The following is a 26,885-nucleotide window of genomic DNA, read 5'->3' as shown; positions in this document are numbered from 1 at the left end:
GATGGTTAACGGCGCCCTAATGGATTGTTACCGTGCTCTCGGCTGAAGGCGCCGGCCCGGCGCGGCTGACCACCACGATCGCCAGCCACGACGCGACGAAGCCAGGGAGGATCTCATATACTCCCGGCCCGCCGAAGAACGCCTGATCCCACCCGAGCGCGATCCATGCGACGACCACCACGGCGCCCGTGACCAGTCCGGCTACCGCCCCGGAGCCGGTCATCCGCCGCCAGGTCAGCGCCAGTACGATCATCGGCCCAAAAGCCGCGCCGAAGCCGGCCCAGGCATGCGCCACCAGGCCCAGCACCTGGCTATCGGGATCGGCGGCGATCGCGATACCCATCAGGGCCACCACGAGAACGCTTAGCCGGCCCACCGTGACCGCTTCCCGCTCGCTCGCCTGCTTGCGCAGGAACAGGCGATAGAAATCCTCGGTCAGCGAACTCGACGAGACCAGCAGCTGCGAGCTGATCGTGCTCATGATCGCGGCCAGCAGCGCGGCATAAAGGAACCCGGTCACAAGCGGATGGAACAACAGGTTCGCGAGCAGAATGAAGATCGTCTCGGGATCGTCCAGCACCAATCCGTTGCGGTTCACATAGGCGCGGCCGGCAAGCCCGATGCCGATCGCCCCCAGCAGGCACACGCCCATCCACACCATGCCGATATTGCGGGCGGTCGGCACCTCGTTGACCGAGCGGATCGCCATGAAGCGCACGATGATGTGCGGCTGGCCAAAGTAGCCCAGTCCCCAGGTCACCGCCGAAAGCCAGCCGACCGCGGTGAGACCATGCGTCAGGCTGAGAAAGCCTTCCTGCGGCACCGCGGCGATCGATCCGCCGGCGCTTCCGCCGGGGCCGAACATGACCACCAGCGGCATCAGCACCAGCGCCAGGAACATGATGCATCCCTGCACGAAGTCGGTCAGGCTGACCGCGAGGAATCCCCCGATCATCGTATAGGCCAGGACGACTACGGTAGTGATCCACACCCCCGTCATGTAATCACCGCCGAATGCAGTGGCGAACAGCTTGCCGCCCCCGACCATGCCGGCAGCGGTATAGACAGTGAAGAACAGCACCACGATGATGGCGCTGGTCAGCCGCAGCGCCACCGCCTTGTCGGGAAAGCGGTTGCCGAGGAATTCGGGGATGGTCAGCGCATCACCCAGTTCCTCGGTCTGCCGGCGCAGACGCGGGGCGACCACGATCCAGTTCACCAGCGCGCCGACGAACAGGCCCGCGGCGATCCACGCTTCCACCAGTCCGCTCGCGTAGAGCGCGCCGGGCAGTCCTAGAAGCAGCCAGCCTGACATGTCCGATGCGCCTGCGGACAGCGCGGTGACCGAAGGTGACAGGTTGCGCCCGGCCAGCAGGTACCCCTCGCTGTCACTACTTGTCTTGCGCCAGGCGTACACGCCGATCGCGAGCATCAGGATGAAGTAAACCACCAGGGAGATGAGGACGCCGGTCTGCATGATCAGGGTGCTAACAGCCACGGGTTCCGATGGCTACGCCGGGCACGAGACCGCTGGCACGTTGGCATAATGCTGCAGAGCGCGAGCGCGCGGAGTGTTGCTGCACCTCCACACTGTGGCGCAATCGCTGCGGGCGCTGGAACGCCTGCGCCTAACAGCGGTTTTCGCGCTGATACGTCGGCCACGTATTGGCGGTCGCGCCCCCCATACATGCCAATGGATACACCATGTTCCGCACACTAGCTTCAACCTCGGCGCTCGCCGTTGCCGTGGCGTTCGCCCAACCCGCGCTGGCGCAGGATGCCGGGCCTTACTTCAATGGACCGTACGTTTCGGTCGCGGGTGGACTGGATACACAAGCCAGCGATTCGCGGCGTCTGCGGTTCGACACTGACCTTGATGGCACGTATGGCGATGTCGTCCGCACCGCGGCGGGCGCGAATGCTTTCGGACCCGGTTTCTGCAGCGGCACTGCCGTGGGTTCGACCGCGGCGGCCGGCTGCTCCAGCGACGATGACGAGATCGGCTATGCCGTCCGGGCCGGCTTCGATTTCCGGCAGCCTGACAGTCCGCTGGTCGCCGGGCTTCTGGTCGAGGCGAGCGGTTCGAACGCGGTGGATTACTCCAGCGGGTTCAGCACCACCCCCGCCAGCTATACCTTCTCGCGCGAACTCGATTACTCCATCGCACTGCGCAGCCGGGCGGGCATCTCGCCGGGTGACGGCCGGGGGCTGTTCTACATCACCGGCGGCGTGGCCTATGCCCGCATCAATCACGACTTCGTGACGACCAACACGGCCAACTCGTTCACCGTGGTCAACGACGACGACATGCGCTTTGGCGTGCAGGCCGGTGCCGGGGCGGAACTGATGATCACGCCGAGCATCGGGATCGGGCTGGAGTACCTCTACTCGCGCTACGATGACGACAAGGCATACGTCGCTGTTGGCAAGGGTACGGCAGGCGCAACCAACCCGTTCCTGCTGGTCAATTCCACCGGAACCAACCTGCGCCCTTCACGGACGGACCTCGACCTGCAGTCGTTCCGCGGCACCGTGAGCTTCCACTTTTAAGCGGCAGAAACCACCCGAATGCAGCAGGGGCGCCCTCACGGGCGCCCCTTTTGCGTTTGGAAGTCTGCGTGTAGGCCTGGCGCGCGTCGGCAAGGCAACGCAGGCTGCGGCCTAGCTGCCGGAGCGGCGGGCCTTCTTCCGCTCATGCGGGTCCAGGAAAGCCTTCCGCAGCCGGATGCTCTTGGGCGTCACCTCGACCATTTCGTCGTCGTCGATGTAGGCGATCGCTTGTTCCAGCGTCATCACGCGCGGCGGAGTGAGGCGGATCGCATCGTCCTTGCCCGTCGAGCGGAAGTTGGTCAGCTGCTTGGACTTCATCGGGTTGACCTCGAGGTCTTCCGGCTTGGCGTTCTCGCCGATGATCATCCCTTCGTAGATCTTCTCCTGCGGCCGCACGAACAGCTGCCCGCGTTCCTCGAGCATGTTGAGCGCGTAGCCGACCGCCTCGCCGGTGCCGTTGGAGATCAGCACGCCGACCGGGCGCCCTTCGATCTGGCCCTTGTGGGGGCCGTACTTCTCGAACAGGCGGTTCATGATCCCGGTGCCGCGCGTGTCGGACAGGAATTCGCCGTGATAGCCGATCAGTCCGCGGCTCGGAGCGGAGAAGGTGATGCGGGTCTTGCCGCCGCCGCTCGGGCGCATGTCGATCATTTCGCCCTTGCGGATGGCCATCTTCTCCACGACCGTGCCCGAATGCTCGTCATCGACGTCGATGACGACCGTTTCGTACGGCTCGGTGCGGTTGCCGTTCTCGTCTTCACGGTAGAGCACGCGCGGGCGGCTGATGCCGAGTTCGAAGCCTTCGCGGCGCATCGTCTCGATCACCACGCCCAGCTGAAGCTCGCCGCGGCCGGCGACCTCGAACGCGTCCTTGTCGGCGCTTTCGGTGACGCGGATGGCGACGTTGCTTTCCGCTTCGCGCTCCAGCCGGTCACGGATCATGCGGCTGGTGACCTTGGTTCCCTCACGCCCGGCGAAGGGGCTGTCGTTGACGGCGAAGCGCATCGACAGGGTGGGCGGGTCGATCGGTTGTGCGTGAAGCGGCTCGCTGACCGAAGGATCGGCGATGGTGTTGGACACGGTCGCCACGGCCAGGCCCGCGATCGAGATGATGTCGCCGGCACGGGCCTCGTCGACCGGCACGCGGTCGAGTCCGCGATAAGCCAGCAGCTTGCTGGCACGGCCCGTTTCGATCACCTTGCCGCTGCTGTCGAGGGCGTGGATCGGCGAGTTGATCTTGACCGTGCCCGATTGAACCTTGCCCGTCAGGATGCGGCCAAGGAAGTTGTCGCGGTCCAGCAAGGTCACCAGGAACTTGAACGGTCCGTCGAAGTCGGCCTGCGGGGCGGGGACGTGGCTGACGATCTTTTCGAACAGCGGCGTCAAATTGCCCTCGCGCCGATCGGGATCCTCGCTGGCATAGCCGTTGCGGCCCGAAGCGTAGAGCACGGGAAAATCGAGCTGCTCGTCAGAGGCGTCGAGGCTGACGAACAGATCGAACACCTCGTCCAGCACTTCCTGGATGCGCTGGTCGGGGCGATCCACCTTGTTCACCACGACGATCGGCCGCAGGCCCAGCGCCAGCGCCTTGCCGGTGACGAACTTCGTCTGCGGCATCGCGCCTTCGGAACTGTCGACCAGCAGGATCACCCCGTCGACCATCGACAGGATCCGCTCGACCTCGGCCCCGAAATCGGCGTGGCCCGGCGTATCGACGATGTTGATGCGGATATGCTCGTCGGAGCCTTCCGGCGCCCATTCGACCGAGGTCGGCTTCGCCAGGATCGTGATCCCGCGTTCCTTCTCGAGGTCGTTGGAGTCCATCGCCCGCTCTTCAACGCGCTGGTTATCGCGGAAGGTGCCGGACTGGCGGAACAGCTGGTCGACGAGCGTGGTCTTGCCATGATCGACGTGGGCGATGATCGCCACGTTGCGAAGGTTCATTTTCGATGTCTCTTGGTCGTAGGGCAGGGGAACGGCTCCCCGCAAAGTGGCGCGCCCCTAGCCGAGCGGGCGGCGGAAGACAACCGCGTGTGCGTGCGTGTGTCGCGCGCGCCACAGTTCGGACGAGCAACCTATCTTGTCCGACGAGCGTGCTTGCGCGGTGCAAACTGCCGGCTATTGACTCCCCTGTCAGCTAAGGGTCGCCGCACCGCGCGAATGGTTCGCGCGTGATAAGCGTCGCCCACATCGGACGAGGACCTTTCGTAACATGATCAAGACTGCTTCCGGATTTGCCGGCCGGGCCCGCTTTACCCTGCTCGCCGGTGCTGCCGTGCTCGTCGCGCCGGGCGTCGCCCATGCGCAGGATACGACCGCGCAGGACGTTCAGGAGCAAGTCGACGCCGACGGCGACAACTACCCGGTGGCTGAGGACACCAGCTCCGGCAACGTCATCGTCGTGACCGCTTCGAAGCGCGAACAGACCCTGCAGGAAACGCCGATCTCGGTCACCGTCACGACGGGCGAGACGCTTGAGCGCGCGCAGATCCGTGACGTGCTCGACCTGCAGACGGTCAATCCGTCGCTGCGGGTCAGCCAGCTGCAGAACTCGTCGTCTTCGACATTCATCATCCGCGGCTTCGGCAATGGTGACAACAACTTCGGCATCGAGCCGTCGGTTGGCGTGTTCATCGACGGCGTGTTCCGCTCGCGCTCGGCCTCGTCGCTCAACGACCTGTCCAATGTCCAGCGCATCGAAGTGCTGAACGGCCCGCAGTCGACCCTGTTCGGCAAGAACGCCTCGGCCGGCGTCATCTCGGTCATCACTCGCGAACCGCAGTTCGAGTTCGGCGGTTCGATCGAGGCGACTTACGGCAACTACGATGCCATGACCCTGAAGGGTGACGTTACCGGGCCGATCACCGAGACGATCGCGTTCTCGCTCGACGCCAGCTACAATCGCCGCGACGGCTATGGGCGGATCGTCAACCTCGACAAGGACATTTCCGATCGCAACCGCTGGACCGCGCGCGGCCAGTTGCTGATCGAGCCGAATTCCGACCTCAAGATCCGCGCGATGGCCGATTACTCCCAGATCGACGAAGTGTGCTGTGTCGTCAGCACGCTGGTCGCGGGCCCCTCGGCTCCGGCGATCTTCGGGGTCGGCGGTGCGCTGAGCACCGACTTCTTCAGCTACGACACGTACTTGAACAAGGAGCCGATCAACAAGGTCGACAACTACGGCGGGTCGGTCCAGGCCGACTACGATCTGGGCGCGATCTCGCTGACCTCGATCACCGCCTATCGCGAGCTCAAGAACTTCGTCGACCAGGACGTCGATTTCACGAGCGCCGACATCGTCAGCGAAATGCGCGATCAGCGGGTCAAGACGTTCACGCAGGAATTCCGCATCGCGTCGGACTTCGACGGACCGCTGAACTTCCTGCTCGGCGGCTTCTACTTCGACGAAAAGGTCACCCAGGACAGCGCGCTGACCACCGGTGCGGCCTCGCGCTCGTTCTTCACTCTACTGGGCCGTGCGGCGACGCAGAACCCGGCCTTCACCTTCAACCAGATCGAAGCGGCGGTGGGCCAGCCGCAGAACAGCTTCTTCTCCGCCGGTCCGCTGACGGCAGAAAGCTATTCGCTCGATAACCGGGCAGTCTCGGTCTTCGGCACGGTCGATTTCGAACCGGTCGACGGGCTCGTGTTCACGGGCGGCTTCAACTACACCGACGACAAGAAGGACTTCGCCCTTAGCGGTCAGGCGTTCGACGAACTGTCCAACCTCAACCTCGTCGACACGTTCATCACGGGTGCGACTGGCGGCGCGGTGAGGAGCCGGGCGCAGTTCCTGGCGCTGCCTTCGGCAACGCAAGCGGCCCTGCGCGCGGCGGCGCTGAATCCGGCCGTCAATCCGTTGCTGGGTCTGGCGCCGTTCCAGTTCCAGCCGCCGTTCCTGGCCATTCCGAACGCGGTCGAGGATGGCCGTACCCACGACAGCGACCTCAGCTACCTGCTGCGGGTGGCGTACAACGTGTCTGACCAGATCAACGTTTACGCGAGCTATGCGACGGGTTTCAAGGCCAGTTCGGTCAACCTGTCACGCGATTCGCGGCCGCTGTTCGGGGACTTCATCCCGGGTCCGGGGCGTTCCTCGTTCCTCGCCCCGTCTTCGCCGATCACCGACGCCGGTCTGGGCGTGGCGAACCTCACCACCGGTTCGCGCTTTGCTGGCCCTGAGGATGCCGAGGTCTATGAGATCGGCCTGAAGGCGCAGTTCCCTGGGCTCGACTTCAACCTCGCGCTGTTCGACCAGACCATTAAGGGCTTCCAGAGCTTCGTGTTCACCGGCACCGGCTTCCAGCTGAACAACGCTGGTCAGCAGTCGGTGCGGGGCTTCGAGTTCAGCTCGACCATCACCCCGGTCCGGCCGCTCGTGTTCACGTTCGCCGCGACGTACCTCGATGCGGTGTATGACAGCTTCGTGGATAGCCCGGTGGGCGACCTGTCGGGACTGCGTCCGGGCGGAATCCCTGAATGGAACCTCGCTACCTCGGCCACTTATGCGCATGAATTCGGCGCGAGCGGCAACCGTCTGATCAGCCGGATCGATTACAGCCACGAAAGCAACACCGCGATCAACAACGGCCTGCCGACGTTCGGTCCGAACAGCTTCCGGCGCGAAGTGAACCTGGTGAACGCGTCGATGACGCTGGCGCTCAACAACGGGCTGGAAATCGGTGCATTTGCCCGCAACCTGCTCGACGATCGCTACATCGTGACGGTGTTCGACGGCGTGGCCCAGGCGGGCACCGTTTCGGGCTACCCCAACACGCCGCGCACCTATGGCGCACTGGCGCGGTTCAAGTTCTGATCACGCGCATGCGCGCGTTTTCTTTGACGCAAGGAAGGGCCCCGTTCGCGGGGCCCTTTTTTGTTGCGCGCCGATAGCTCTTATGTTCCCCTCCCCGACGGGGAAACAACAGAGGGGACAGTTTCCATGGATTGGATGATACTGCCGTTTAAGCGTTACGCCGAATTCTCGGGCCGCTCGCGCCGCATGGAATACTGGATGTTCGCGCTGCTCAACGTGATCGTCGTGACGGTGCTGATGTTCGTCATCTTCGGAGCGGGCGGAGCCGCCGGCTTGATGGCGCCGGGCGCCAGTGGCGAACTGGGCGCGGGGTTCGGCGCGCTGTTTGGCGGTGTGGGTTTGCTGATGCTGCTGTACGCGGCAATCGTGTTGGTCCCCAGCATCGCCGTGACCGTGCGCCGGTTGCACGATCGCGACATGAGCGGGTGGTGGTATCTTGGCGCGATCATCGGGGGCATGATCCCGGTCGTGGGATTTCTGGTTTCAATCGCGTTCCTGGTGCTGATGGCGCTGCCGGGCACCCCCGGTCCGAACCGCTTCGGCCCCGATCCCAAGGGCGTGGGCGAAGCCGAAACGTTCGCCTGATCTGCGCGGCAGGCGCTGCGGGCTTAAAGCGCCCGCAGCGCCTGTGCCGGCTTCGCGCGGAGCAGCGGCAAGGCGCCCGCGAGCGCGAACAGGATAACCAGCGCGAGGCCTGCGCCAAGCACGCCGAACACCGCCGACCACGCGGGCAGCCAGTCGAATTCGAACAACTGGGTCACCACCGCCCACGCGGCGACGAGCCCGAGCGCGAGGGACACCAGCGCCAGCAGCGCGGCGAGGGCGCCATACTCCGCCAGCGCCAGTAACAAGACCTGACGCCTGCTGGCGCCGAGTACGCGCAGGATCACGGTATCGTAAGTGCGCTGCGCCCGCGCCGCGGCGATCGCTCCCAGCAGCACGGCCAAGCCCGCCAGAACCGCCACGGAAGCGGCGGCCAGGGTGGCCAACCCCACTTGGGTTAGCAGTTCGCGCGCCTGGACCAGCACCGGCCCTGTCTCGATCACGCTGGATGATGGAAACGCGCGCACGAGGTCGCGCAATAGCGCCCCTTTCGCGTTATCATCCGGCAGTTCGATGGTCGCCGCGACGTTGTGGGGCGCGTCGCGCAGCGTGTTGGGGCTGAACACCAGCACATAGTTGAAGCCCATGGTCTGCCAGTCGATCCGCCGCAGGGACGCGATCCGTGCACTGCGCTCGGTTCCCAGGATGCCGATCGTCAGGTAGTCGCCCACCTCGACACCGATCGCCTGCGCCAGATCCTCGTCGATCGACACCAGCGGCTCGCCGGCATGGTTCTCAGACCACCATTCCCCCTGCGTGACCCTATTTCCGGGGGGCACCTCATCCGCGTAGGTCAGCCCCCGCTCACCGCGGAGTGCCCAAGCGTCCTCCGGCAAATTCTCTCCCAGACTGGCGACGCGGGTCATCGCGTCCTTGGGGCCATAAGCCAGGATCGCGCCGCGCAGCGCTGGCACCGTTTGCACCGCAGAGCCGGGCGCGACGCGGTCCACCAGCCCGGTGAATGTCCCCACCTGATCCTTTGGCACGTCGAGCACGAAATAGTCAGGCGCGCGCTCAGGCACGCGCTGGGCGATCGTGCCGTCGATGCTGGTTTGGACCGCGGCGAGCAGCACGAACGCCGACAGGCCAAAGCCGAGGGCCGTCACCAGCGTCCCGGTCGCCGCGCCTGGGCGGTGCAAGTTGGCCAGCGCGGCGCGCCACAGCGGATCGCGCGGGCGCGGCAGGCGGGCAGCGACCAGCCGGATACCCCACCCAAGCGCCGCGAGCAGGACAAGCGCTGCCGCCGCCCCGCCCAGAAATCCCGCGGTCATCAATGGTTGGCGGGCGGTCGCCAGCGCGAGAGCGGCAATCGCGGCCAAACCGGCGGCGACCACCGCGATCGCGATCCGGTCCCGTCCCAACGGAGATACGCGCTCGCGCATCAGGGCCATGGCCGGGAAACGCCGCGCGCGCAGCAGCGGCGGCGCGGCAAAGACGAGCGCCACGAGCAGGCCATACGCCAGTGCGCTCAACAGCGCCGCGGGCGCGAACACGATGCCGGTGCCAATCGGCAGCAGTCCGGCAAGCGCGCGTGCGATCACCGGCGTGAGCGCGACCCCGGCAAGAATCCCCGCGATGCTGCCCACCAGCGCGGCGGCGCCGATTTCCATGGCGTAGATGCGGGCGATGTCGCCGCTGGTGGCGCCAAGCACCTTCAGCGTGGCGATGTTCTGGCGCCGGGCGTCAAGGTATGACGACACGCCCCCGCCGATGCCGATCCCCGCGATCACCAACGCGGCGAGCCCCACCAGAGTCAGGAACTCCCCCATGCGGCCCACGAAGCGGTCCACGCCGGGCGCGCCCCTGTCGCGTGTGCGGATCTCGAACCCGGCGGCGGGAAAGCGCGCCTTCAACTCGGCTTCGACCGCTTGCGGATCGCCCGGCAGCGTGAAGGCGACGTTGGTCTTGGAGCGGTACATCGCGCCCGGCGCGGTGAGCCCTGCGGCCGCGGGCACATCGGCGCGCACGATTATCGTCGGGCCAAGCTGGAATCCCTCGCCCAGTCGATCCGGTTCCTGGTCGAGTAGCCCGCCGACCCGCAACCGGGCCGAACCGATCGTCAGCGTGTCTCCCGGTTTCACGCCCAGCCGGTCTGCGGCACCGGGAGCAACCCAGGCGGCGCCGGCGGGCGGGGCACCGACCGTCTGGCCATCCAGCAGCGTCGCACGGCCATACAGCGGCCAGCGGTCGTCCACCGCTTTCAACTCGACGGGCGCTGCGGCATCCGCGGAACTCGCCATAGCCTGCATCCGCAACCCTTGCGACACGGTGCCGAGCGCGCGCAACGCGGCGAGTTCAGGCGGCGTAGGCGCGCGCTGCCACAACGCGACCTGCACGTCCGCGCCCAGGAATTCTCGGCCACGCTCGCTCAGCTGGCGTTCGATCGTGCTTGTCAAAGTGCCGATCGCCGCGAGCGCGCCGGTTCCGAGGAACAGGCACACCAGCAGCAGGCGCAGTCCGTGGAAGCGCGCGGAGAGGTCACGCCGCGCAATGCGCCAGGCGATCGCCCAGGTCATGGAACGCACCTTGGGTCCCGCATCACGGTCGCACGTCGCTCGCGATCCGGCCATCGGCCAGCGTGATCACTCGCTGGCAGCGGGCCGCGAGTTCCACGTCGTGGGTGATCACCAGCAGGGTGGCGCCGGTTTCGGCCCGACGGGAGAGGAGGAGGTCAACGATCGTCTGACCAGTCGCCGCATCCAGGTTGCCGGTCGGTTCGTCGGCGAAGATCAGCGGGGGCCGGGGCGCGGTCGCCCGTGCGATCGCGACCCGCTGCTGTTCCCCACCAGAGAGCTGGGTCGGATAGTGGTCGAGCCGATGGCCCAGGCCCACCGCAGACAATTCCGCGCGTGCCCGTTCCTGCGCATCGGCCATGCCGGCCAGTTCCATCGGGGTGGCGACGTTCTCCTCCGCCGTCATGGTGGGCAGCAAGTGAAACGCTTGCAGCACAATGCCGATGCGGCCGCGCCGCGCGCGGGCGAGGGCGTCCTCGTCCATCTGCGCAAAGTCCGCCCCGGCCACGCTGAGCGTCCCGCCGCTCGCCCGCTCGAGCCCCGTGAGCACCGCCATCAGACTTGACTTGCCGGAGCCCGATGGCCCGAGCAGGGCGACCACCTCGCCCGCGCCGATATCGAGGTCGATACCGCGCAACACGTCGACCGGGGCCGACGCGGAACCGTAGGTGAGGGAAAGATTGCGGGCACAAATTGCCGGATGAGCACTTGTCACCCACGCTCGATGGCATAGCTGGTCGATGGCGGCAATCGTGCCGCGGGAGAGTGGGCGATGCAGGTCAGCGGTTGGTCGATTATTGCAGTGGCTCTGGCAGTCACGGCCTGTGGATCGGAAGCGCCCACGCCGCAGGCCGCGCCCCAGGCGTCGGCGCCGGCCGTTGAGGCCACGGGCCCTCTGGTCGACGTGCTCGCTTTCGGCGATTCGCTGTTCGCCGGGTACGGCCTGGCCTCACCCGACCAGAGCTATCCGGCACAGCTCGAGCGAGCGCTGCGGCAGGAAGGGCGGAACGTGCGGATCGCCAACGCCGGCGTCTCAGGCGATACCACCGCCACCGGCCGCCAGCGGCTGGCCTTTACGCTCGACAGTCGGCCCGCCAAGCCCGATCTCGTTCTGCTGGAATTGGGCGGCAACGATCTGTTGCGCGGGCTTCCGCCCGAGCAGACCCGCGCCAATCTCGATGCGATGCTGACCGAGCTGGGCAGGCGGGACATCCCGGTGGTCCTGATGAGCCTGCAGGCGCCTCCCAACTACGGCACCGCCTTCCAGCAGCAGTTCGATGCGATCTATCCTGCGCTGGCCGCCAAGCACGGCGCGGCGCTGGTCCCCTTCGTCACCGCGCAGGTGTTCACCAATCCCCGGATGATCCAGCCCGATCATGTGCATCCCACCGCGGAGGGCGTGGCGGCGCTGGTGCAGGCGACTGGCGATGCAGTCGCGCAAGCTATTCCGCCTGAACCCGGCGCGACGGACTGAATGCATCTGGCGTTCGCCGCCATCGTGGTCGCCGCCCGGCCTCACGGCGAGACTGCGGCCATTGTCCGGGTGTTGAGCGAGCAATATGGACTGGTGGCTGGATACGTGGCCGGCGCGCGCGGACGCCATCTGCGTCCCGTGCTGATTCCCGGAAACCGGGTGGCGGCCGAATTGTCCGCTCGCAGCGACAGCCAGTTGCCCTTCCTGAAGCTGGAATTGGTCGAGAGCCGTGGCCCCTGGCTCAGCGAACCGCTGGCGGCAGGGGCGATCGCGTGGGTGACCACGCTGACTGCCGCGGTCCTGCCGGAACGAAATGCTTATCAGAATATATACAACGGGTTAAGCGCCACTCTTGACGCGATCTGTCATGCGCCGTCCGCTCGGGGTTGGTTGCGCGCCGTGATCGCGTTCGAGGCGCTGGTCCTGCGTGAACTGGGTTATGGCGGTACGGCGCCCCCCGCCGAAGCCGATCTTGAGGCGCTGCTGCAAATGTTTGCCCGGCGCGGGGTTCCGCTGGAGCGCTACCTGCTTGCCGACCGGAAAGGCGATGCTATGGCCGCGCGCGCCATGCTGGGCGAGCGACTGGAGAAGCTGAAGCCATGAAAGTCGCGCTGCTGCCAGGCGACGGGGTGGGTCCCGAAGTGGTGCACGAAGCTGTCCGCGTGCTCGAAGCGCTCGATCTGCCCGGCCTCACGCTGCTGGAAGGCGATGTCGGCGGTGCGGCGTACCGGCGTCACGGCCACCCGCTGCCCCCCGAAACGCTGGGCGTGGCGCGCGCGGCCGATGCCGTCTTGTTCGGCGCGGTCGGCGACCCAGGATGCGACACGCTGGAGCGACACTTGCGCCCGGAGCAGGCGATCCTGGGGCTCCGCAGCGAGCTTGGCCTGTTCGCCAACCTGCGTCCCGCGGCGATGATCCCGGGGCTGGAAGCGATGAGCGCGCTGCGGCCGGAGATCGCCGCGCGCATCGATCTGTTGATCGTGCGCGAGCTTAACGGGGACGTCTACTTCGGCGAAAAGGCCATCGATGTGCTGCCGGACGGCCGCCGCCGTGGCCGCGACCTGATGAGCTATGCCGAGGACGAGGTGCGCCGCATCGCTCACGTGGCATTCCGTGCCGCGCAAGGGCGCCGGCGCCGGCTGTGTTCGGTGGACAAGGCGAACGTGCTGGAGACCAGCCAGTTATGGCGCGACGTGGTGATCGAGGTCGCGGCTGAATATCCCGACGTCTCGCTCGAGCACATGTATGTCGACAACGCCGCCATGCAGTTGGTGCGCGATCCGGGCCGGTTCGATGTGATCGTCACCGGTAATCTGTTCGGCGATATCCTGTCTGACCAGGCGAGCATGTGCGTCGGCTCGATCGGGCTGCTGCCAAGCGCCGCGCTCGGGGAACGGGAAACGGAGCACGGCACGTTCGGGCTGTATGAACCGATTCACGGTAGCGCACCGGACATCGCAGGGCAGGGGATCGCGAACCCGGTCGCCATGATCCTGTCCGCCGCGATGATGTTGCGCCATTCGCTGGGAGCGCCCGAACAAGCCGAACGGGTGGAGAAAGCCGTCGCGCGGACGCTGGCCGATGGGGTGCGCGCGCGCGACCTTGGGGGCAGTGCCGGCACCGAGGACGTGGGCGACGCGGTCATCCGCCGGCTCTAGGTCATGCTCGAACTCGCGATCATCCTTCCCACGCTCAACGAGCGGGACAATCTTGCGCCGCTACTGGTGCGGATCGAAAACGCGCTTGGGGCGACAGGGTGGGAAGTCATCGTGGTGGACGACAACAGCCCCGACGGCACCGCCGACGCTGCGCGCGCACTCGCCATGTCGGATGGCCGCGTGCGCGCCATCCAGCGGTTCGGCCGGCGGGGCCTTGCCAGCGCAGCGATCGAAGGAATGTGCGCGACCGCGGCGCCATTCGTCGCGGTGATGGATGCCGACCACCAGCACGATCCCGCGCTCCTGCCGCAGATGCTGGCAGCCGTGCGCGAAAGTGCCTGCGACATCGCGGTCGCCAGCCGGTTCGTCGCCGGGGGCAATGCGGACGGCCTGTCGAGTGCGACGCGGGAAAAGGGTTCGCGCCTGGCCAACCGGCTGGCACGCAAGGTCACGGGCATCGAACTGACCGATCCGATGAGCGGTTATTTCCTGACCCGTTCGGACGCGGTGCGGGCGGCGGCGCCGCGCCTTTCCGGCATCGGCTTCAAGATCCTGCTCGATCTGCTCGCCACCTCCAATCCCCCGCTGCGGGTCAAGGAGTTTCCCTTGCAGTTCGCCGAGCGGCGCGCTGGCGAGAGCAAGCTCGACAACGCGGTGGCGTTCGAATTCCTGGTGGGGCTGTACGACCGCTCGCTGGGGCGCTTTGTGCCTTCGCGTTTCGCGCTGTTCGGAAGCGTTGGCGCTTTGGGCGTGGCCGTCCACATGACGGCGCTGACGCTGCTGTACCGCGTCAGTGGCGAGGGCTTCGCTCTGGCGACGGTCATCGCGACCTTCGCGGCGATGAGCTTCAACTTCTGGCTCAACAACTTCCTCACCTATCGCGACCAGCGCCTGCGCGGGGCGGTGGCGATCGCCCGGGGCTGGCTTGGCTTTTGCCTCACGTGCGCGGTCGGTGCGCTGGCCAACGTCGCCACGGCGACCCTGTTGCAGGGTCGGGGTTTCCACTGGGTGCTTGCCGCCCTGGCGGGGATCGTGATCGGTTCAGTATGGAACTATGCGCTGTCGAGCCGCTTCGTCTGGGGCAAATACTAGCGCCAGCTAGACAGCCACATCCAGTGTTCGAACGCGCGCGGTCCATCGAGCGGCGCGGCATCCAGTATGGGGAAGAACCAGGCGAACATCGCTGCCGATCCTGCCAGCACGATCCAGGCGAGCCACCCCCAGCCGCGCACACGCAGCGCGTCGAGCGCCAGCGCCAGCGCCGCAAGCAGCGCCATGCTGGGCAGCAAATAGTGATAGTAGAACTGGATGGGCTTGGCCGCGACGATCCAGAAGCCAAGACTGGCGGCATAGATCAGGGCCACGGCGGCGGCATCGGCGCGCTTTCGCGCAGCGCCGGCCCAGGCGCACCAGATAACCGCCGGCAGCCCCAGCAGCATCGTCAGCGGATTGCCGATCAGCAGCACCCCGCGCTGGGCCCCGTCGGAAGGCTGGTAGAAGTACCAGATCGCCCGGCGGTTGATGATCCAGTCGGTCCAGATGCTCTGGTACGGATGCGGCTTGACGACGCTCTCCTGCATTCGCAGCATCATCTCGTGTAGGCCGATGAAGCCCAGCTTGCCGACCTCGACCGGCTCGATCAGGTAGGCCGGAAGGTAGGTGGCGGCATAGACGACCAGCGGGACCAGTCCCAGCCACAGCGCCGCCTCGGCCAAGCGGATGCCCGGCACGGGCGCCCCGCGGCGCCCGAAAATTCCGCGCCAGCCGCAAGCGTGCAGGCGGACCGCCAGAAACGCGATACCGGGTAGCGGCGCCAGCGGAATCGCATTCCATTTGGCGCCCAGCGCCAGGCCCAGCGCCACGCCCGCGATGGCAAGGCTGCGGCGGCCATGCTCGGGCTCGCGCACCGCGGCGGCGCACTGCCAGACGGCGACCGCCAGCAGCGCGATCATGAACCCGTCGAGCATCGCGATGCGGGCGTGCACGAACAGGATGAACCCGGTCGCCAGGAGTACGCCGTACGCCAGCGTCGCGAACCTGCTGAGCGAGGCGAACCACAGCGCGCGCATGCTGGCGAACAGGCTCAGCGCTCCGGCAAGAGCGCTGGGAAGGCGCCAAGCCCAGGGATGATCGCCGAACAGCGCGATCCCGGCAGCCAGCAGTTCCTTGCCGAACATCGGGTGCTCGCGATTGAGCCAGTCGCTTCCGGCGATCAGCGCGCGGGCTGCGGGGAGGTAGTGGATCTCGTCGAAGTACGGCTTGGACGGCAGGCCCAGGCGCACGCACACGAGCGCCAGGAAGGCGACCGAAAGTGCGGCGCACCAGGCAATCGGATCGCGCGGACGGTGCGGGGAAGACACGGGCATAGAGGCCCGCCCTAGCCTCGGCCGCAGGCCAGGGGAAGTCAGGGCGGGGCAGGGCGCTGATACCCGTTTCGGTGCATTTTCTGCTTGGAACCACACGTAATTTGCGCGATTATGGCGTCACCCACCCAAGTGACGGAGGGGATATTCGATGTTGTTTCGCAAGCTCCCGATCGCACTGGCCGCTGCCAGCATGCTGGTCGCGCCGGTCGCTGCCCAGGCCGCTCCGGTCGCTCGTTCGGCGCAGCCGACCGCAGGCGAAAATGATCTCGCTGGCAGCTTCCTGTGGATCGCGCTCGCCATCGCTGCCGTGATCGGTCTGATCCTCGTGCTGGATGACGACGACGATTCGGTCAGCGCCTGATTTTTCCGAATTCAAGCTTTAAACGGGCCCCTTCGCGGGGCCCGTTTTCGTTTGCGCGCAGCATTGCCGGTTGAAGCCGGGCGGCTTGGGCCTCTAGAGCGCGCATCGCGATGAAGAAAACTACCGGAATGGACCGCTCGATCACCACACGGTGGCGCCCTGCAACGCAGGCAATCCGCGGGGGCACCTGGCGATCCGAACACGGGGAGACCAGCGAGGCGCTGTTCGTCACCTCGGGCTACACTTACGACGACGCCGAGACGGTGGCCGCGCGGTTCAGCGGGGAGGCCACCGGCATGACCTACTCCCGCCTCCAGAACCCGACCGTGGCGATGCTGGAAGAGCGGATCGCCCTGATGGAGGGCGCCGAGGCGTGCCGCACCCAGGCAAGCGGCATGGCCGCCATGACTGCGGCGTTGCTGTGCCAGCTTTCGGCGGGCGACCACGTCGTCGCAGCGCGCGCGGCGTTCGGCAGTTGCCGCTGGCTGGTCGATCACCTCTGTCCCCGCTTCGGCATCGAGACGACCGTGATCGACAGCGGGAACGACGCGGAGTGGGAGCGGGCCATTCGCCCTAACACCAAGGTGTTCTTCTTCGAAACGCCTGCCAACCCGACCCTCGACGTGGTCGACATCGAGCATGTGTGCCGCGTCGCCAAGTCGCACGGCATCGTCACGGTGGTGGACAACGCGTTCGCCTCTCCCGCCTTGCAGCGCCCGCTGGAGATGGGCGCGGACGTGGTCGCCTATTCCGCGACCAAACTGATGGACGGGCAGGGCCGGGTGCTCGCCGGCGCCGTGTGCGGTTCGCAGCAGTTCATCGACGAGGTGCTGCTGCCGTTCCAGCGCAACACCGGGCCCAATCTTTCGCCATTCAACGCCTGGGTGGTGCACAAGGGGCTGGAGACGCTGGACCTGCGCGCACGGGCGCAGAGCGCCTCCGCCGTTGAGCTCGGCAAGTTTGTCGAAGCCCGTCTCGGCCGCAAGGGCGGGCGCATGCTTCATCCCGGATTGCCGAGCCACCCGCGCCACGACCTCGCCATACGCCAGATGCCGAACGGCACCGGTCCGATCTTTGCGTTCGACCTGCCCGGCGGGCGGGAACAGGCGTTCGCGCTGCTCAACGCGCTGGAACTGATCGATATCTCCAACAACATCGGCGATGCGCGCACTCTGCTGTGCCACCCGGCCAGCACCACGCACGCCAACATGGGTCCCGAAGCCCGCAGCGAGATGGGGGTGACCGAAGGCCTGCTCCGCATCAACGTGGGGCTGGAGGACATCGCCGACCTGACCGAAGATATCGACCGGGCAATGTCCGCGGCGGGTCTGTAGCGGGCACGCCCCCTTGCACCAGGCGGCTCGAACGCTACGTTCGCAGGTGAAATGAAACAGCTGTTCCAACATGCCGCGATTACCGATGGGATCACCGTGCGGGTGGCCGTCAATTTTCTGCCCGAGCAATCCCGCCCGCAGGACGGCAAGTGGTTCTGGGTCTATCATATCCGGATCGAGAATGGTCGCGCCGAGCGGGTCCAGTTGCTCAGCCGTCACTGGCGCATCACCGATGCGCGCGGCATGGTGAACATCGTCGACGGCGAAGGCGTGGTGGGCGAAAAGCCGATCCTGGAGCCTGAGCAGAGCCACGATTACGTGTCCGGCTGTCCGCTGACCACTCCGCACGGCACGATGGAGGGCTTCTACACCTTCCAGCGTGCAAGCGGGCCACCGCTGGAGGTGCGGATCCCGTTCTTCCCCCTCGCAGCCCCGGCCGAGGCGGGGTGATGCTGGTTTACCCGCTACCGTTCGCGCGCCTGCCGCGCTAAGGCCCGCCCTCGATGAAGCGCACGCACCTGCCCCTGAACGCCCTGCGCGTGTTCGACGCCGCCGCGCGGCACTTGTCGTTTACCCGCGCCGCGGACGAACTGGCGGTGACGCCCGCCGCGGTCGGCCAGCAAATCCGCGCGCTGGAGGATCACCTCGGCACGGTGCTGTTTCGCCGCACGAGCAAGGGGCTGGAACTGACCGATGAGGCCAACGCGGGGCTGGACGCCTTGCGCGAAGGGTTCCTGAAGTTCGAGGAAGCCGTCCAGGCCATGCAGGCCGGCCAGGCGAGCGACCGTTATACCATCGCCGCTCCGCGCGAATTCTACGCCCAGTGGCTCAGCCATCGTCTGGCGGCTTTCCGTGAACAGAACCCCGGCATCCGCCTGCAGCTGATTGCCGATGAAAACGCGGACTTTACCGAGACCAATCTCGATGTGGCCATCCGGCTGGTGGACGGTCCGGGCGAGCTGGAAGGGATCGAGCTGGCCCCGGCCCGGCGGGTGGTGGTCGCCGCCCCAGGTGCGCCCGATCAGTGGATCGCCTGGCCTGGCGCGGCACTGCCTTCGGGAGAGGAAGGCATGGTCCTGGTCGCCAATCCGGGTCAGGCGCTGTCGAGCGCCATCGCCGGGCTGGGCAAGGCCATGCTGCCCGCGCTGCTGGTGGAGGAAGCCGTGACCGCCGGCCGGCTTTCAGTCCTCGAAGGCCCCGATGAAGGACGCCGCGCATACTGGCTGGTAGCGCCGCTGCCCCAGTGGCGGCAGAAGAAGGTGAAAACGCTTGTCGCGTTTCTCACTCACGAACGCGGCGCCGAACAGCCGCAGGGCTAAGCCGTCCGCCGGAGGGCGGGCCTCGGACAAAGTTGGTCAGTGATCACCGTCGCGCAAGCGAACCTGCCCGGTCCGCATGGCGCTCCTGCGCCCCCATTTCCTGCCCTCGGAAACCGACCGACAAACTTGATGTTGGAACGGTTCGGGCGGGGTGGCGTTTGGAAATCCGGACGAGAGGCGTTGCGTAGCGACGAACGTGCAATTCGCTTAATCGTAAAGGGACTGAACATGAAAAAGACAATGGTTTTGCTTGCTGCCGCCGCGCTGCCGCTGGGCGCCTGCACCTCGTACGGAAACGATGACACCCTCGCCAGCGCCGGAACCGGTGCTGCCATCGGCGCTGCCGCGGGTGCTGGCGTTTCCGCCATCGCCGGGACCGACCTGCTGACCAGCGCCGTCATCGGCGCCGCCGCCGGCGGACTTGGCGGGGCCATCTGGGCGGACCGCGATCGCGATGGCCGTGCAGATGGCTATGTCTATCAGGGCCAGTACTACCAGGGCACTCCGACGACCTATCAGGCCGGCATGGGCGACCGCACCTACTGCGCCGAACGGCGCAGCGTCGCTGGCACCGCGCTTCGGACCGGTGCAGCGGGCGCGGCTGTGGGCGCGGGCGCTGGTGCGCTGATCGGCGGCCTCGGCGTGCTCGAAGGCGCGGCGATCGGCGCTGCCGTCGGCGGCCTCGGCGGCGCGATCTGGGCTGACCAGGACCGTGACGGCTGCGTGGACGGTTACGTCCGTGAAGGCCAGTACTACTCGGGCGAGCCGATGCAGCAGCCGGTAAGCACCGGCTACACCGGCGAACGGGGCTAATCGTCCCATGACCAGCATCGCACGGGCCATTGCCGCCCGAACCAATCGCGCGATGCTGACCGTAGGTGTGGGTGCGCTGATCGCAATCGGCGCACCCATCCCGGCGGCTGCAGCACCCTTCGCCGCGCCCGCGAGCGCGGAGCTTCGGAGCGAAGTCAAGCAGCGCGCCGGTGACCTGCGCCGCTTCTACGCGGCGCGAGATTATCGTCCGTTGTGGCTGTCGCCATCTGGCCAGGCCAGTTCCGCTGTCGATCGCCTGCTCGAACGGCTGGAGACCGCGCAGTTCGACGCGCTGGACAAGCGGACGCTGAAGAACCTTCGCACCGGCTCCCTGCGCCGCGACCTTGACCGCGCCGCGGGCGGCAAGCCCGAAGCGATTGCGCGCGCGGATGTCGAACTGTCACAGATGTTCGCGACCTATGCCCGGGCCATGCGCGGAGCGCCGCGCGGACGGATGTTGTACGAAAGCGCGGCGCTCGCGCCAGTCATGCCGACCGCTGAATCGGTGCTGACGTCCGCCGCCAAATCACCTTCGCTCGATGAGCACATCACGCAGATGGCGTGGATGCATCCGTTCTATGCGGAGTTGCGGGACGCGCTCATCAGTCCGGGGTTTTCGCCTAACAAGCGCCAGGTCATCTGGGAGAACCTCAGCAGGGTTCGCGCGCTGCCGGCGATCCCGGCCGAACGGTATGTACTGGTCGACGCAGCAAGCGCGCGGCTGTGGATGTATGAGAACGGCAAGCCGGTCGATTCGATGAAAGTCGTGGTCGGGAAGCCGGAATCGGAAACGCCGGCGATGGCCGGGTTTATCCGGTACGCTATCGTCAATCCCTACTGGAACGTCCCGCCCGACCTTGTGCAGAACACGATCGCCAAGGGCGTGCTGTCGGGTGGCACCAAGTACCTCACGCAGCGCGGTTACGAAGTGCTGGCGAATTACGATGCGAACGCCAAGCCGATCGATCCCAAGAAGGTGGACTGGCAGGCCGTTGCCGCGGGTGCGCCGCCCCCTCACGTCCGTCAGAAGCCGGGCGGGAGCAACTTCATGGGCAAGGTGAAGTACGAATTCCCCAATGCGCAGGGCATTTATCTTCACGACACGCCCGATCGCGCGCTGCTCAAGCTTGACGATCGCCAGCTCAGCAACGGCTGCGTGCGTCTCGAAGATGCCGACCGGCTCGGCCGGTGGCTGCTGGGCGGGAAGTCGGTCAGCAAGACAGGGAACCGGCCCGAGCAGCGGATCGACCTGCCGACTGTGGTGCCGGTTTATATAACCTATCTTACCGCGGCACCCGATGCGAAGGGCACGATCGCCTTTCGTGACGATGTGTACGGACGCGATAGCGCGCCGCAATTCGCCGCCCTCGAAGGCGTCAGCGGCGCCGGCGCGTACCCCAGGTAAAGCTCGTCTGCAGGGTGCTGTCGATCGGTTGACCCGCCGCATCGGTGGCGGGACGGAAGCGGAAGCGCTGGGTGAACAGCCGACAGGTGAGACCGTCGAGCAGTTCCGCTCCGCTTGACCGGACAACTTCGCAGCGGTCCACGCTCCCATCGGTGCGAACGCGAAAGCTGATCGCCACGGTGCCGGCGAGCCCCGCCTGTTCGGCCGCTCTCGGATAGTCGCTGTCGCGCAAGGCACCGGCGATCCGCTGCGCTGGCGTTCCGCTGCCGCCGCCGCCGCCTTCTCCAGTGCCGCTGCCGCCCGCGCCGGAGCCGCTGCCCTGCGTGCCGGATCCGCCATCGACGTCCCGCCCGTCGCCCGCAACGGGCGCGGCGGGAGCGACTGCTAGCGGAATTGCCGCCGACGGCGCTTCGCGGGGCAGCGCGTCCCCCGTCTGCCCCTCGGGAGCGGGCGCGGCGTCCGCCGTCCGCTGCGGTTCGCTGCGCTCCACGGGCGGGGGCGGGGGCGGGGGCGGTTCGTCCAAAGCGACGGTCACGGCCAGCGACTGCGTGGGTTCCACCGGCGAAGGGTCGAACGACAACCCCCACGCCAGACCCGCGATGACGAGCGCGTGCACGGCAACGGTCGCGGCAGCCGCCCCGATCCGCCGTTTGCTTTCGCCATCGTGAATTGCATACATGACTTGGTTGGAACGCGGACTCCGTAATTCGGCTCCGACAGCCGTGTCCCCAGGTCGATCAGGTTTGCGCGCAAGGCAGCGGCGGAACGCAGATTGACTGCTGCGGCCAAAGCGTCTAGTGGCGCGCCCATCCAAGGCCGGCTGCTGGCTCGCCTCGGTCAGATAGAGCTGAACATTGGCAGTTGAGTTCCGGGGCCTAGCGCTGCGTGCGCGAAGGCTCTTTTCTATTGGAGCGGTTCCTGATGGAACGCTCTCGGGGCGGCTGTCAAAGTAACCCGGTGTCCGTGACCCGGGTGGAGTGTTTCAGGCTCGTGGCAGATATGCTGAACCCGGACATCGTCCAGGGCGGCGGTTGCGCGATCCTTTCCCTTCACCCTGGCGTGTGGCGCCTCCATACGGTGAAGAGAGAAAGTCTTAATGCCGACGATCAACCAGCTGGTCCGCAAGGGCCGCGAACCGCAGAAGGCCAAGTCCAAGGTCCCTGCGATGGAAGCGAACCCGCAGAAGCGCGGCGTTTGCACCCGCGTCTATACGACGACCCCGAAGAAGCCGAACTCGGCGCTGCGCAAGGTTGCCAAGGTGCGCCTGACCAACCAGCGCGAGGTCATCACCTACATCCCGGGTGAAGGGCACAACCTGCAGGAGCACTCGGTGGTGCTGATCCGCGGCGGCCGCGTGCGCGACCTTCCCGGCGTGCGGTACCACGTGCTGCGCGGCGTGCTCGACACCCAGGGCGTCAAGGACCGCAAGCAGAGCCGCTCGAAGTACGGCGCCAAGCGTCCGAAGTAAGGTTTCAACGCGGCGCTAGCCTGGCTCCAGCCCGCTCCTCCACCTGGCTAACCTATCGAGGTAGCATCTGGGTGGCCGGTGCGGGAGCGGGCCGAGCCGCAAGCCCTGACGGAGGTCAGGGTGCACTCCGAAGGAGTTACAAAAGATGTCACGTCGTCGTCGTCCCGAGAAGCGGGAAATCCTGCCTGATCCCAAGTTCGGTGATCAGATCCTGTCGAAGTTCATGAACAACCTCATGTACGACGGTAAGAAGTCGGTTGCCGAAAGCATCGTCTATGGCGCGCTCGAAACCGTCGAGACCCGTGCCAAGGCCGATCCCATCGGGCTGTTCCACACCGCGCTCCAGAACGTCGCCCCCCAGATCGAGGTCCGTTCGCGGCGCGTCGGCGGTGCGACCTACCAGGTGCCGGTCGAGGTTCGTCCCGAGCGTGCCCAGGCGCTCGCCATCCGCTGGCTCATCACCGCCGCTCGCGGCCGTGCGGAGACCACCATGTCGGCGCGCCTCTCGGGCGAGTTGATGGATGCCGCCAACAACCGCGGCAACGCGGTCAAGAAGCGCGAAGACACGCACCGCATGGCGGACGCCAACCGCGCCTTCTCGCACTACCGCTGGTAACCTGGCGCTGGTAACAGCCGGCGACTTAAAATCGTCGCTGGCAAACCCTACATGGGGGCTGGCTCACACCTGGTGAGCCGCCCCCGCTACCCCCGAGGAACTCCCAATGGCCCGCGAATACCCGCTGGAGCGCTACCGCAATATCGGCATCATGGCGCACATCGATGCCGGCAAGACCACCACGACCGAGCGTATCCTTTACTACACCGGCAAGTCCTACAAGATCGGCGAAGTCCACGACGGCGCCGCGACGATGGACTGGATGGAGCAGGAGCAGGAACGCGGGATCACCATCACCTCGGCCGCCACGACGACGTTCTGGCAGGCTGAAGACGGTCAGGGGCCCAAACACCGCATCAACATCATCGACACCCCCGGGCACGTCGACTTCACCATCGAAGTCGAGCGCTCGCTGCGCGTGCTCGACGGCGCGGTCGCGGTGTTCGACGGCGTTGCCGGCGTGGAGCCGCAGTCGGAGACCGTGTGGCGCCAGGCCGACAAGTACGGCGTGCCGCGGATGTGCTTCATCAACAAGCTCGACCGGACAGGCGCCGATTTCTATTACTGCGTGCAGTCCATCATCGACCGCCTCGGCGCCAAGCCGCTGGTCCTCTATCTGCCGATCGGCGCCGAGAGCCAGCTCAAGGGCGTGGTGGATCTCGTCAACAATCGCGGCATCGTCTGGAAGGACGAGGCGCTGGGTGCAGAGTTCGAATACGTCGCGATCCCCGAGGACATGGCAGACAAGGCGGCGGACTACCGCAGCCAGCTGATCGAGCTCGTCGTCGAGCAGGACGATGACGTCATGGAGCAGTACCTCGAAGGCAACGAGCCCGACGTGGCGACCCTCAAGCGGCTGATCCGCAAGGGCACCATGGCGCGCAGCTTCGTGCCCGTGACCTGCGGTTCGGCGTTCAAGAACAAGGGCGTGCAGCCCCTGCTCGACGCCGTGGTCGACTACATGCCGAGCCCGCTCGACGTGCCCGCGATCAAGGGCGTGCTGCCCGACAGCGACGAAGAAGCTGAGCGTGCGTCCAGCGACGACGCGCCGTTCGCGGCGCTGGCGTTCAAGATCATGAACGACCCGTTCGTCGGCAGCCTGACCTTCACCCGCATCTATTCGGGCAAGCTGGTCAAGGGCCAGGTCCTGAACAGCGTGAAGGACAAGAAGGAAAAGATCGGCCGCATGTTGCTGATGCACTCCAACAACCGGGAGGACATCGATGAGGCGTTCGCGGGCGACATCGTCGCGCTCGCCGGCATGAAGGACACGACCACGGGCGACACCCTGTGCGACATGGCCAACCCGATCATCCTCGAGCGGATGGAATTCCCCGAACCCGTCATCGAACTGTCGGTGGAACCCAAGACCAAGGCCGACCAGGAAAAGATGGGCGTCGCGCTCAATCGCCTGGCGCAGGAAGACCCGAGCTTCCGTGTGTCGACCGACCACGAAAGCGGCCAGACGATCATCAAGGGGATGGGCGAGCTCCACCTCGACATCATCGTCGACCGCATGAAGCGCGAGTTCAAGGTCGAGGCCAACGTCGGTGCGCCGCAGGTGGCGTACCGCGAATACCTCGCCAAGCCGGTCGAGGTCGATTACACTCACAAGAAGCAGTCGGGTGGTTCGGGTCAGTTCGGCCGGGTCAAGGTCAAGGTCACTCCGGGTGAACGCGGCCAGGGCGTTGTCTTCGAAGACAACATCAAGGGCGGCAACATCCCCAAGGAGTTCATCCCGGCGATCGAAAAGGGTTTCCGCGAGCAGGCTTCGAGTGGTTACCTGGTGGGCTTTCCGATCATCGACTTCTCGATCGAGCTCTATGACGGTGCGTACCACGACGTCGACTCGAGCGCGATCGCGTTCGAAATCGCCGGCCGGGGCGCCATGCGCGAAGTGGCGAGCAAGTCGGGCATCAAGCTGCTCGAGCCGATCATGAAGGTGGAAGTCGTGACTCCCGAGGATTACCTCGGTGACGTGATCGGCGACATCAACAGCCGGCGCGGGCAGATCCAGGGCACCGACACGCGGGGCAATGCCCAGGCGGTCGAGGCGATGGTGCCGCTCGCCAACATGTTCGGTTACGTGAATGAGCTGCGCTCGTTCACGCAGGGCCGGGCACAGTACTCGATGCAGTTCTCGCACTACGACGAAGTGCCGGCCAACGTGGCGGCGGAAGTCAAGGAGAAGCTTGCCTAAGAAAGGGTGAGCGTCTAGGGGCGGCACCCGATTCACCGGGTGCCGCAGCCTGCTTGGTGAAATTCATTTTCAGACAGAGGTTAAGGTCAAAATGGCTAAGGAAAAATTCCAGCGGAACAAGCCGCACTGCAACATCGGCACCATCGGTCACGTTGACCACGGCAAGACCACGCTGACCGCCGCGATCACCAAGGTCATGGCCGAAGTGTACGGCGGCACCGCGGTGGACTTCGCGAACATCGACAAGGCGCCTGAAGAGCGTGAGCGCGGCATCACCATCTCGACCGCGCACGTCGAGTATGAGTCGGACGCACGCCACTACGCGCACGTCGATTGCCCGGGCCACGCCGACTACGTGAAGAACATGATCACCGGTGCTGCCCAGATGGACGGCGCGATCCTGGTCGTGAACGCTGCCGACGGCCCGATGCCCCAGACCCGCGAGCACATCCTGCTCGCCCGTCAGGTCGGCGTGCCGGCGCTGGTCGTGTACATGAACAAGGTCGATCAGGTCGATGACGAGGAAATCCTCGAGCTCGTCGAACTGGAAGTGCGCGAGCTGCTGAGCTCGTACGACTTCGACGGTGACAACATTCCGATCATCAAGGGTTCGGCTCTGGCCGCTCTCGAAGGCCGCGATGACAACATCGGCAAGGATTCGGTCGTTGCGCTGATCAAGGCGGTCGACGAATTCATCCCGCAGCCCGACCGTCCGGTCGACAAGCCCTTCCTGATGCCGATCGAAGACGTGTTCTCGATCTCTGGCCGCGGCACCGTGGTGACCGGCCGCATCGAGACCGGCATCGTCAACGTGGGCGACGAAGTCGAGATCGTCGGCATCAAGGACCTCAAGAAGACGACCGTCACCGGCGTCGAGATGTTCCGCAAGCTGCTCGATCGCGGCGAGGCCGGCGACAACGTCGGTGCGCTGATCCGCGGCGTGGCGCGTGAGGAGGTCGAGCGCGGCCAGGTTCTCGCCAAGCCGGGTTCGGTCAAGCCGCACACCGATTTCGAAGCCGAAGTCTACGTGCTGTCGAAGGACGAAGGTGGGCGTCACACGCCGTTCTTCGCCAACTACCGCCCGCAGTTCTACTTCCGCACCACCGACGTGACCGGTGAAGTCGTCCTCCCCGAGGGCACCGAGATGGTCATGCCGGGCGACAACGTCACGATCGGCGTCAAGCTGATCGCGCCGATCGCCATGGACGAAGGCCTGCGCTTCGCCATCCGCGAAGGCGGCCGGACCGTTGGCTCGGGCGTCGTTTCGAAGATCACCAAGTAAGCTTGGCGATCTGCTCAGGTTCAGGCCCGGCGCTCTTCGGAGCGTCGGGCCTTTGCCGTTCTGGGGTCGCGAAGCCAGGTTGAACCTTTTGTGCGCCGAGTAAG

Annotated in this window: 23 protein-coding genes; 17 read left to right on the top strand and 6 right to left on the bottom strand. The window is 66.2% G+C overall.

What is annotated here, in order from left to right:
* Positions 1 to 16: 16 nt before the first annotated feature.
* Entirely contained in the window at positions 17 to 1,477 is a 1,461-nt protein-coding gene (gene putP, locus E0504_RS10065) for a sodium/proline symporter PutP (RefSeq protein ID WP_131623585.1), read from the bottom strand.
* A 227-nt stretch (positions 1,478 to 1,704) separates the two neighbouring features.
* Between putP and E0504_RS10060 the strand changes: the two genes are divergently transcribed.
* Positions 1,705 to 2,550 (top strand): outer membrane protein, encoded by an 846-nt coding sequence (locus E0504_RS10060; RefSeq protein ID WP_131623583.1) that lies wholly within the window; start codon positions 1,705 to 1,707, stop codon positions 2,548 to 2,550.
* Between the two features lie 111 nt (positions 2,551 to 2,661).
* Here E0504_RS10060 and typA read toward each other — a convergent pair whose 3' ends face one another.
* Positions 2,662 to 4,494: a translational GTPase TypA gene (gene typA / locus E0504_RS10055; protein ID WP_131623581.1), complete on the bottom strand. Its 1,833-nt coding sequence runs from the start codon at positions 4,492 to 4,494 to the stop codon at positions 2,662 to 2,664.
* Between the two features lie 268 nt (positions 4,495 to 4,762).
* Here typA and E0504_RS10050 point away from each other — a divergent pair, with 268 nt between their 5' ends.
* Complete coding sequence (locus E0504_RS10050) at positions 4,763 to 7,369, top strand: TonB-dependent receptor (RefSeq protein ID WP_131623579.1); 2,607 nt, start codon at positions 4,763 to 4,765, stop codon at positions 7,367 to 7,369.
* A 126-nt stretch (positions 7,370 to 7,495) separates the two neighbouring features.
* On the top strand, positions 7,496 to 7,954 hold the full coding sequence (locus E0504_RS10045) for a DUF805 domain-containing protein (RefSeq protein WP_131623577.1): 459 nt from the start codon (positions 7,496 to 7,498) through the stop codon (positions 7,952 to 7,954).
* Positions 7,955 to 7,977: 23 nt separating this feature from the next.
* Here E0504_RS10045 and E0504_RS10040 read toward each other — a convergent pair whose 3' ends face one another.
* Entirely contained in the window at positions 7,978 to 10,488 is a 2,511-nt protein-coding gene (locus E0504_RS10040) for an ABC transporter permease (protein WP_131623575.1), read from the bottom strand.
* 22 nt (positions 10,489 to 10,510) lie between these two features.
* Positions 10,511 to 11,200 (bottom strand): ABC transporter ATP-binding protein, encoded by a 690-nt coding sequence (locus E0504_RS10035; RefSeq protein WP_131623573.1) that lies wholly within the window; start codon positions 11,198 to 11,200, stop codon positions 10,511 to 10,513.
* 57 nt (positions 11,201 to 11,257) lie between these two features.
* Between E0504_RS10035 and E0504_RS10030 the strand changes: the two genes are divergently transcribed.
* The 4 genes from E0504_RS10030 to E0504_RS10015 are packed head-to-tail and all read left to right on the top strand — an operon-like array spanning position 11,258 to position 14,709.
* Positions 11,258 to 11,959, top strand: a complete 702-nt coding sequence (locus E0504_RS10030) for an arylesterase (RefSeq protein ID WP_131623571.1) — start codon at positions 11,258 to 11,260, stop codon at positions 11,957 to 11,959.
* Positions 11,960 to 12,562: a DNA repair protein RecO gene (locus E0504_RS10025; protein WP_131623569.1), complete on the top strand. Its 603-nt coding sequence runs from the start codon at positions 11,960 to 11,962 to the stop codon at positions 12,560 to 12,562.
* Complete coding sequence (leuB, locus tag E0504_RS10020) at positions 12,559 to 13,617, top strand: 3-isopropylmalate dehydrogenase (RefSeq protein ID WP_131623567.1); 1,059 nt, start codon at positions 12,559 to 12,561, stop codon at positions 13,615 to 13,617. The genes E0504_RS10025 and leuB overlap by 4 nt, the downstream gene beginning before the upstream one ends.
* A gap of 3 nt (positions 13,618 to 13,620) precedes the next feature.
* The gene (locus tag E0504_RS10015) at positions 13,621 to 14,709 is read left to right on the top strand and encodes a glycosyltransferase family 2 protein (protein ID WP_131623565.1); all 1,089 of its coding nucleotides are present in this window, start codon (positions 13,621 to 13,623) and stop codon (positions 14,707 to 14,709) included.
* Here E0504_RS10015 and E0504_RS10010 read toward each other — a convergent pair.
* Entirely contained in the window at positions 14,706 to 15,983 is a 1,278-nt protein-coding gene (locus E0504_RS10010) for a glycosyltransferase family 39 protein (protein ID WP_131623563.1), read from the bottom strand. The two genes, E0504_RS10015 and E0504_RS10010, sit on opposite strands and share 4 nt — an antisense overlap.
* 148 nt (positions 15,984 to 16,131) lie before the next feature.
* On the opposite strand from E0504_RS10010, the gene E0504_RS10005 reads away from it, so the two are divergent.
* The 6 genes from E0504_RS10005 to E0504_RS09980 all read left to right on the top strand — a co-directional run bounded on the left by E0504_RS10005 (position 16,132) and on the right by E0504_RS09980 (position 21,215).
* The gene (locus E0504_RS10005; RefSeq protein ID WP_131623561.1) at positions 16,132 to 16,344 is read left to right on the top strand and encodes a hypothetical protein; all 213 of its coding nucleotides are present in this window, start codon (positions 16,132 to 16,134) and stop codon (positions 16,342 to 16,344) included.
* Between the two features lie 110 nt (positions 16,345 to 16,454).
* The gene (locus E0504_RS10000) at positions 16,455 to 17,678 is read left to right on the top strand and encodes a PLP-dependent aspartate aminotransferase family protein (RefSeq protein WP_131623559.1); all 1,224 of its coding nucleotides are present in this window, start codon (positions 16,455 to 16,457) and stop codon (positions 17,676 to 17,678) included.
* Positions 17,679 to 17,729: 51 nt separating this feature from the next.
* Complete coding sequence (gene apaG / locus E0504_RS09995) at positions 17,730 to 18,128, top strand: Co2+/Mg2+ efflux protein ApaG (RefSeq protein WP_131623557.1); 399 nt, start codon at positions 17,730 to 17,732, stop codon at positions 18,126 to 18,128.
* A 53-nt stretch (positions 18,129 to 18,181) separates the two neighbouring features.
* A complete protein-coding gene (locus E0504_RS09990; protein ID WP_131623555.1) occupies positions 18,182 to 18,997 on the top strand; it encodes a LysR family transcriptional regulator in 816 nt (271 codons plus the stop codon).
* A gap of 180 nt (positions 18,998 to 19,177) precedes the next feature.
* A complete protein-coding gene (locus E0504_RS51255) occupies positions 19,178 to 19,810 on the top strand; it encodes a hypothetical protein (protein WP_207912432.1) in 633 nt (210 codons plus the stop codon).
* Between the two features lie 7 nt (positions 19,811 to 19,817).
* Positions 19,818 to 21,215, top strand: a complete 1,398-nt coding sequence (locus E0504_RS09980; protein WP_131623553.1) for a L,D-transpeptidase family protein — start codon at positions 19,818 to 19,820, stop codon at positions 21,213 to 21,215.
* On the opposite strand, the gene E0504_RS09975 is transcribed toward E0504_RS09980, so the two are convergent.
* Positions 21,187 to 21,894: an energy transducer TonB gene (locus E0504_RS09975; RefSeq protein WP_131623551.1), complete on the bottom strand. Its 708-nt coding sequence runs from the start codon at positions 21,892 to 21,894 to the stop codon at positions 21,187 to 21,189. The two genes, E0504_RS09980 and E0504_RS09975, sit on opposite strands and share 29 nt — an antisense overlap.
* Before the next feature lie 417 nt (positions 21,895 to 22,311).
* Between E0504_RS09975 and rpsL the strand changes: the two genes are divergently transcribed.
* From rpsL to tuf, 4 genes are all read left to right on the top strand, one after another.
* Positions 22,312 to 22,683 carry a 30S ribosomal protein S12 gene (gene rpsL, locus E0504_RS09970; protein WP_126175288.1) on the top strand — a complete coding sequence of 124 codons (372 nt, stop codon included), beginning with the start codon at positions 22,312 to 22,314 and terminating at the stop codon, positions 22,681 to 22,683.
* A 145-nt stretch (positions 22,684 to 22,828) separates the two neighbouring features.
* Positions 22,829 to 23,299 carry a 30S ribosomal protein S7 gene (gene rpsG, locus E0504_RS09965; RefSeq protein ID WP_131623549.1) on the top strand — a complete coding sequence of 157 codons (471 nt, stop codon included), beginning with the start codon at positions 22,829 to 22,831 and terminating at the stop codon, positions 23,297 to 23,299.
* A gap of 106 nt (positions 23,300 to 23,405) precedes the next feature.
* Positions 23,406 to 25,499: an elongation factor G gene (fusA, locus tag E0504_RS09960; protein ID WP_131623547.1), complete on the top strand. Its 2,094-nt coding sequence runs from the start codon at positions 23,406 to 23,408 to the stop codon at positions 25,497 to 25,499.
* A 91-nt stretch (positions 25,500 to 25,590) separates the two neighbouring features.
* Positions 25,591 to 26,781 carry an elongation factor Tu gene (gene tuf / locus E0504_RS09955; protein ID WP_131623545.1) on the top strand — a complete coding sequence of 397 codons (1,191 nt, stop codon included), beginning with the start codon at positions 25,591 to 25,593 and terminating at the stop codon, positions 26,779 to 26,781.
* Positions 26,782 to 26,885: the final 104 nt, after the last annotated feature.

The organism is Parafrankia sp. BMG5.11, assembly GCF_004337455.1.
This window is presented reverse-complemented; position numbering and strand designations above follow the sequence as displayed.

Excerpts from the sequence above, each read along its gene's own strand:
- putP (WP_131623585.1), bottom strand. The coding sequence starts at position 1,477 with ATGCAGACCGGCGTCCTCATCTCCCTGGTGGTTTACTTCATCCTGATG.
- E0504_RS10060 (WP_131623583.1), top strand. The coding sequence starts at position 1,705 with ATGTTCCGCACACTAGCTTCAACCTCGGCGCTCGCCGTTGCCGTGGCG.
- typA (WP_131623581.1), bottom strand. The coding sequence starts at position 4,494 with ATGAACCTTCGCAACGTGGCGATCATCGCCCACGTCGATCATGGCAAG.
- E0504_RS10050 (WP_131623579.1), top strand. The coding sequence starts at position 4,763 with ATGATCAAGACTGCTTCCGGATTTGCCGGCCGGGCCCGCTTTACCCTG.
- E0504_RS10045 (WP_131623577.1), top strand. The coding sequence starts at position 7,496 with ATGGATTGGATGATACTGCCGTTTAAGCGTTACGCCGAATTCTCGGGC.
- E0504_RS10040 (WP_131623575.1), bottom strand. The coding sequence starts at position 10,488 with ATGACCTGGGCGATCGCCTGGCGCATTGCGCGGCGTGACCTCTCCGCG.
- E0504_RS10030 (WP_131623571.1), top strand. The coding sequence starts at position 11,258 with ATGCAGGTCAGCGGTTGGTCGATTATTGCAGTGGCTCTGGCAGTCACG.
- E0504_RS10025 (WP_131623569.1), top strand. The coding sequence starts at position 11,960 with ATGCATCTGGCGTTCGCCGCCATCGTGGTCGCCGCCCGGCCTCACGGC.
- leuB (WP_131623567.1), top strand. The coding sequence starts at position 12,559 with ATGAAAGTCGCGCTGCTGCCAGGCGACGGGGTGGGTCCCGAAGTGGTG.
- E0504_RS10015 (WP_131623565.1), top strand. The coding sequence starts at position 13,621 with ATGCTCGAACTCGCGATCATCCTTCCCACGCTCAACGAGCGGGACAAT.
- E0504_RS10010 (WP_131623563.1), bottom strand. The coding sequence starts at position 15,983 with ATGCCCGTGTCTTCCCCGCACCGTCCGCGCGATCCGATTGCCTGGTGC.
- E0504_RS10005 (WP_131623561.1), top strand. The coding sequence starts at position 16,132 with ATGTTGTTTCGCAAGCTCCCGATCGCACTGGCCGCTGCCAGCATGCTG.
- E0504_RS10000 (WP_131623559.1), top strand. The coding sequence starts at position 16,455 with ATGAAGAAAACTACCGGAATGGACCGCTCGATCACCACACGGTGGCGC.
- apaG (WP_131623557.1), top strand. The coding sequence starts at position 17,730 with ATGAAACAGCTGTTCCAACATGCCGCGATTACCGATGGGATCACCGTG.
- E0504_RS09990 (WP_131623555.1), top strand. The coding sequence starts at position 18,182 with ATGAAGCGCACGCACCTGCCCCTGAACGCCCTGCGCGTGTTCGACGCC.
- E0504_RS09980 (WP_131623553.1), top strand. The coding sequence starts at position 19,818 with ATGACCAGCATCGCACGGGCCATTGCCGCCCGAACCAATCGCGCGATG.
- E0504_RS09975 (WP_131623551.1), bottom strand. The coding sequence starts at position 21,894 with ATGTATGCAATTCACGATGGCGAAAGCAAACGGCGGATCGGGGCGGCT.
- rpsL (WP_126175288.1), top strand. The coding sequence starts at position 22,312 with ATGCCGACGATCAACCAGCTGGTCCGCAAGGGCCGCGAACCGCAGAAG.
- rpsG (WP_131623549.1), top strand. The coding sequence starts at position 22,829 with ATGTCACGTCGTCGTCGTCCCGAGAAGCGGGAAATCCTGCCTGATCCC.
- fusA (WP_131623547.1), top strand. The coding sequence starts at position 23,406 with ATGGCCCGCGAATACCCGCTGGAGCGCTACCGCAATATCGGCATCATG.
- tuf (WP_131623545.1), top strand. The coding sequence starts at position 25,591 with ATGGCTAAGGAAAAATTCCAGCGGAACAAGCCGCACTGCAACATCGGC.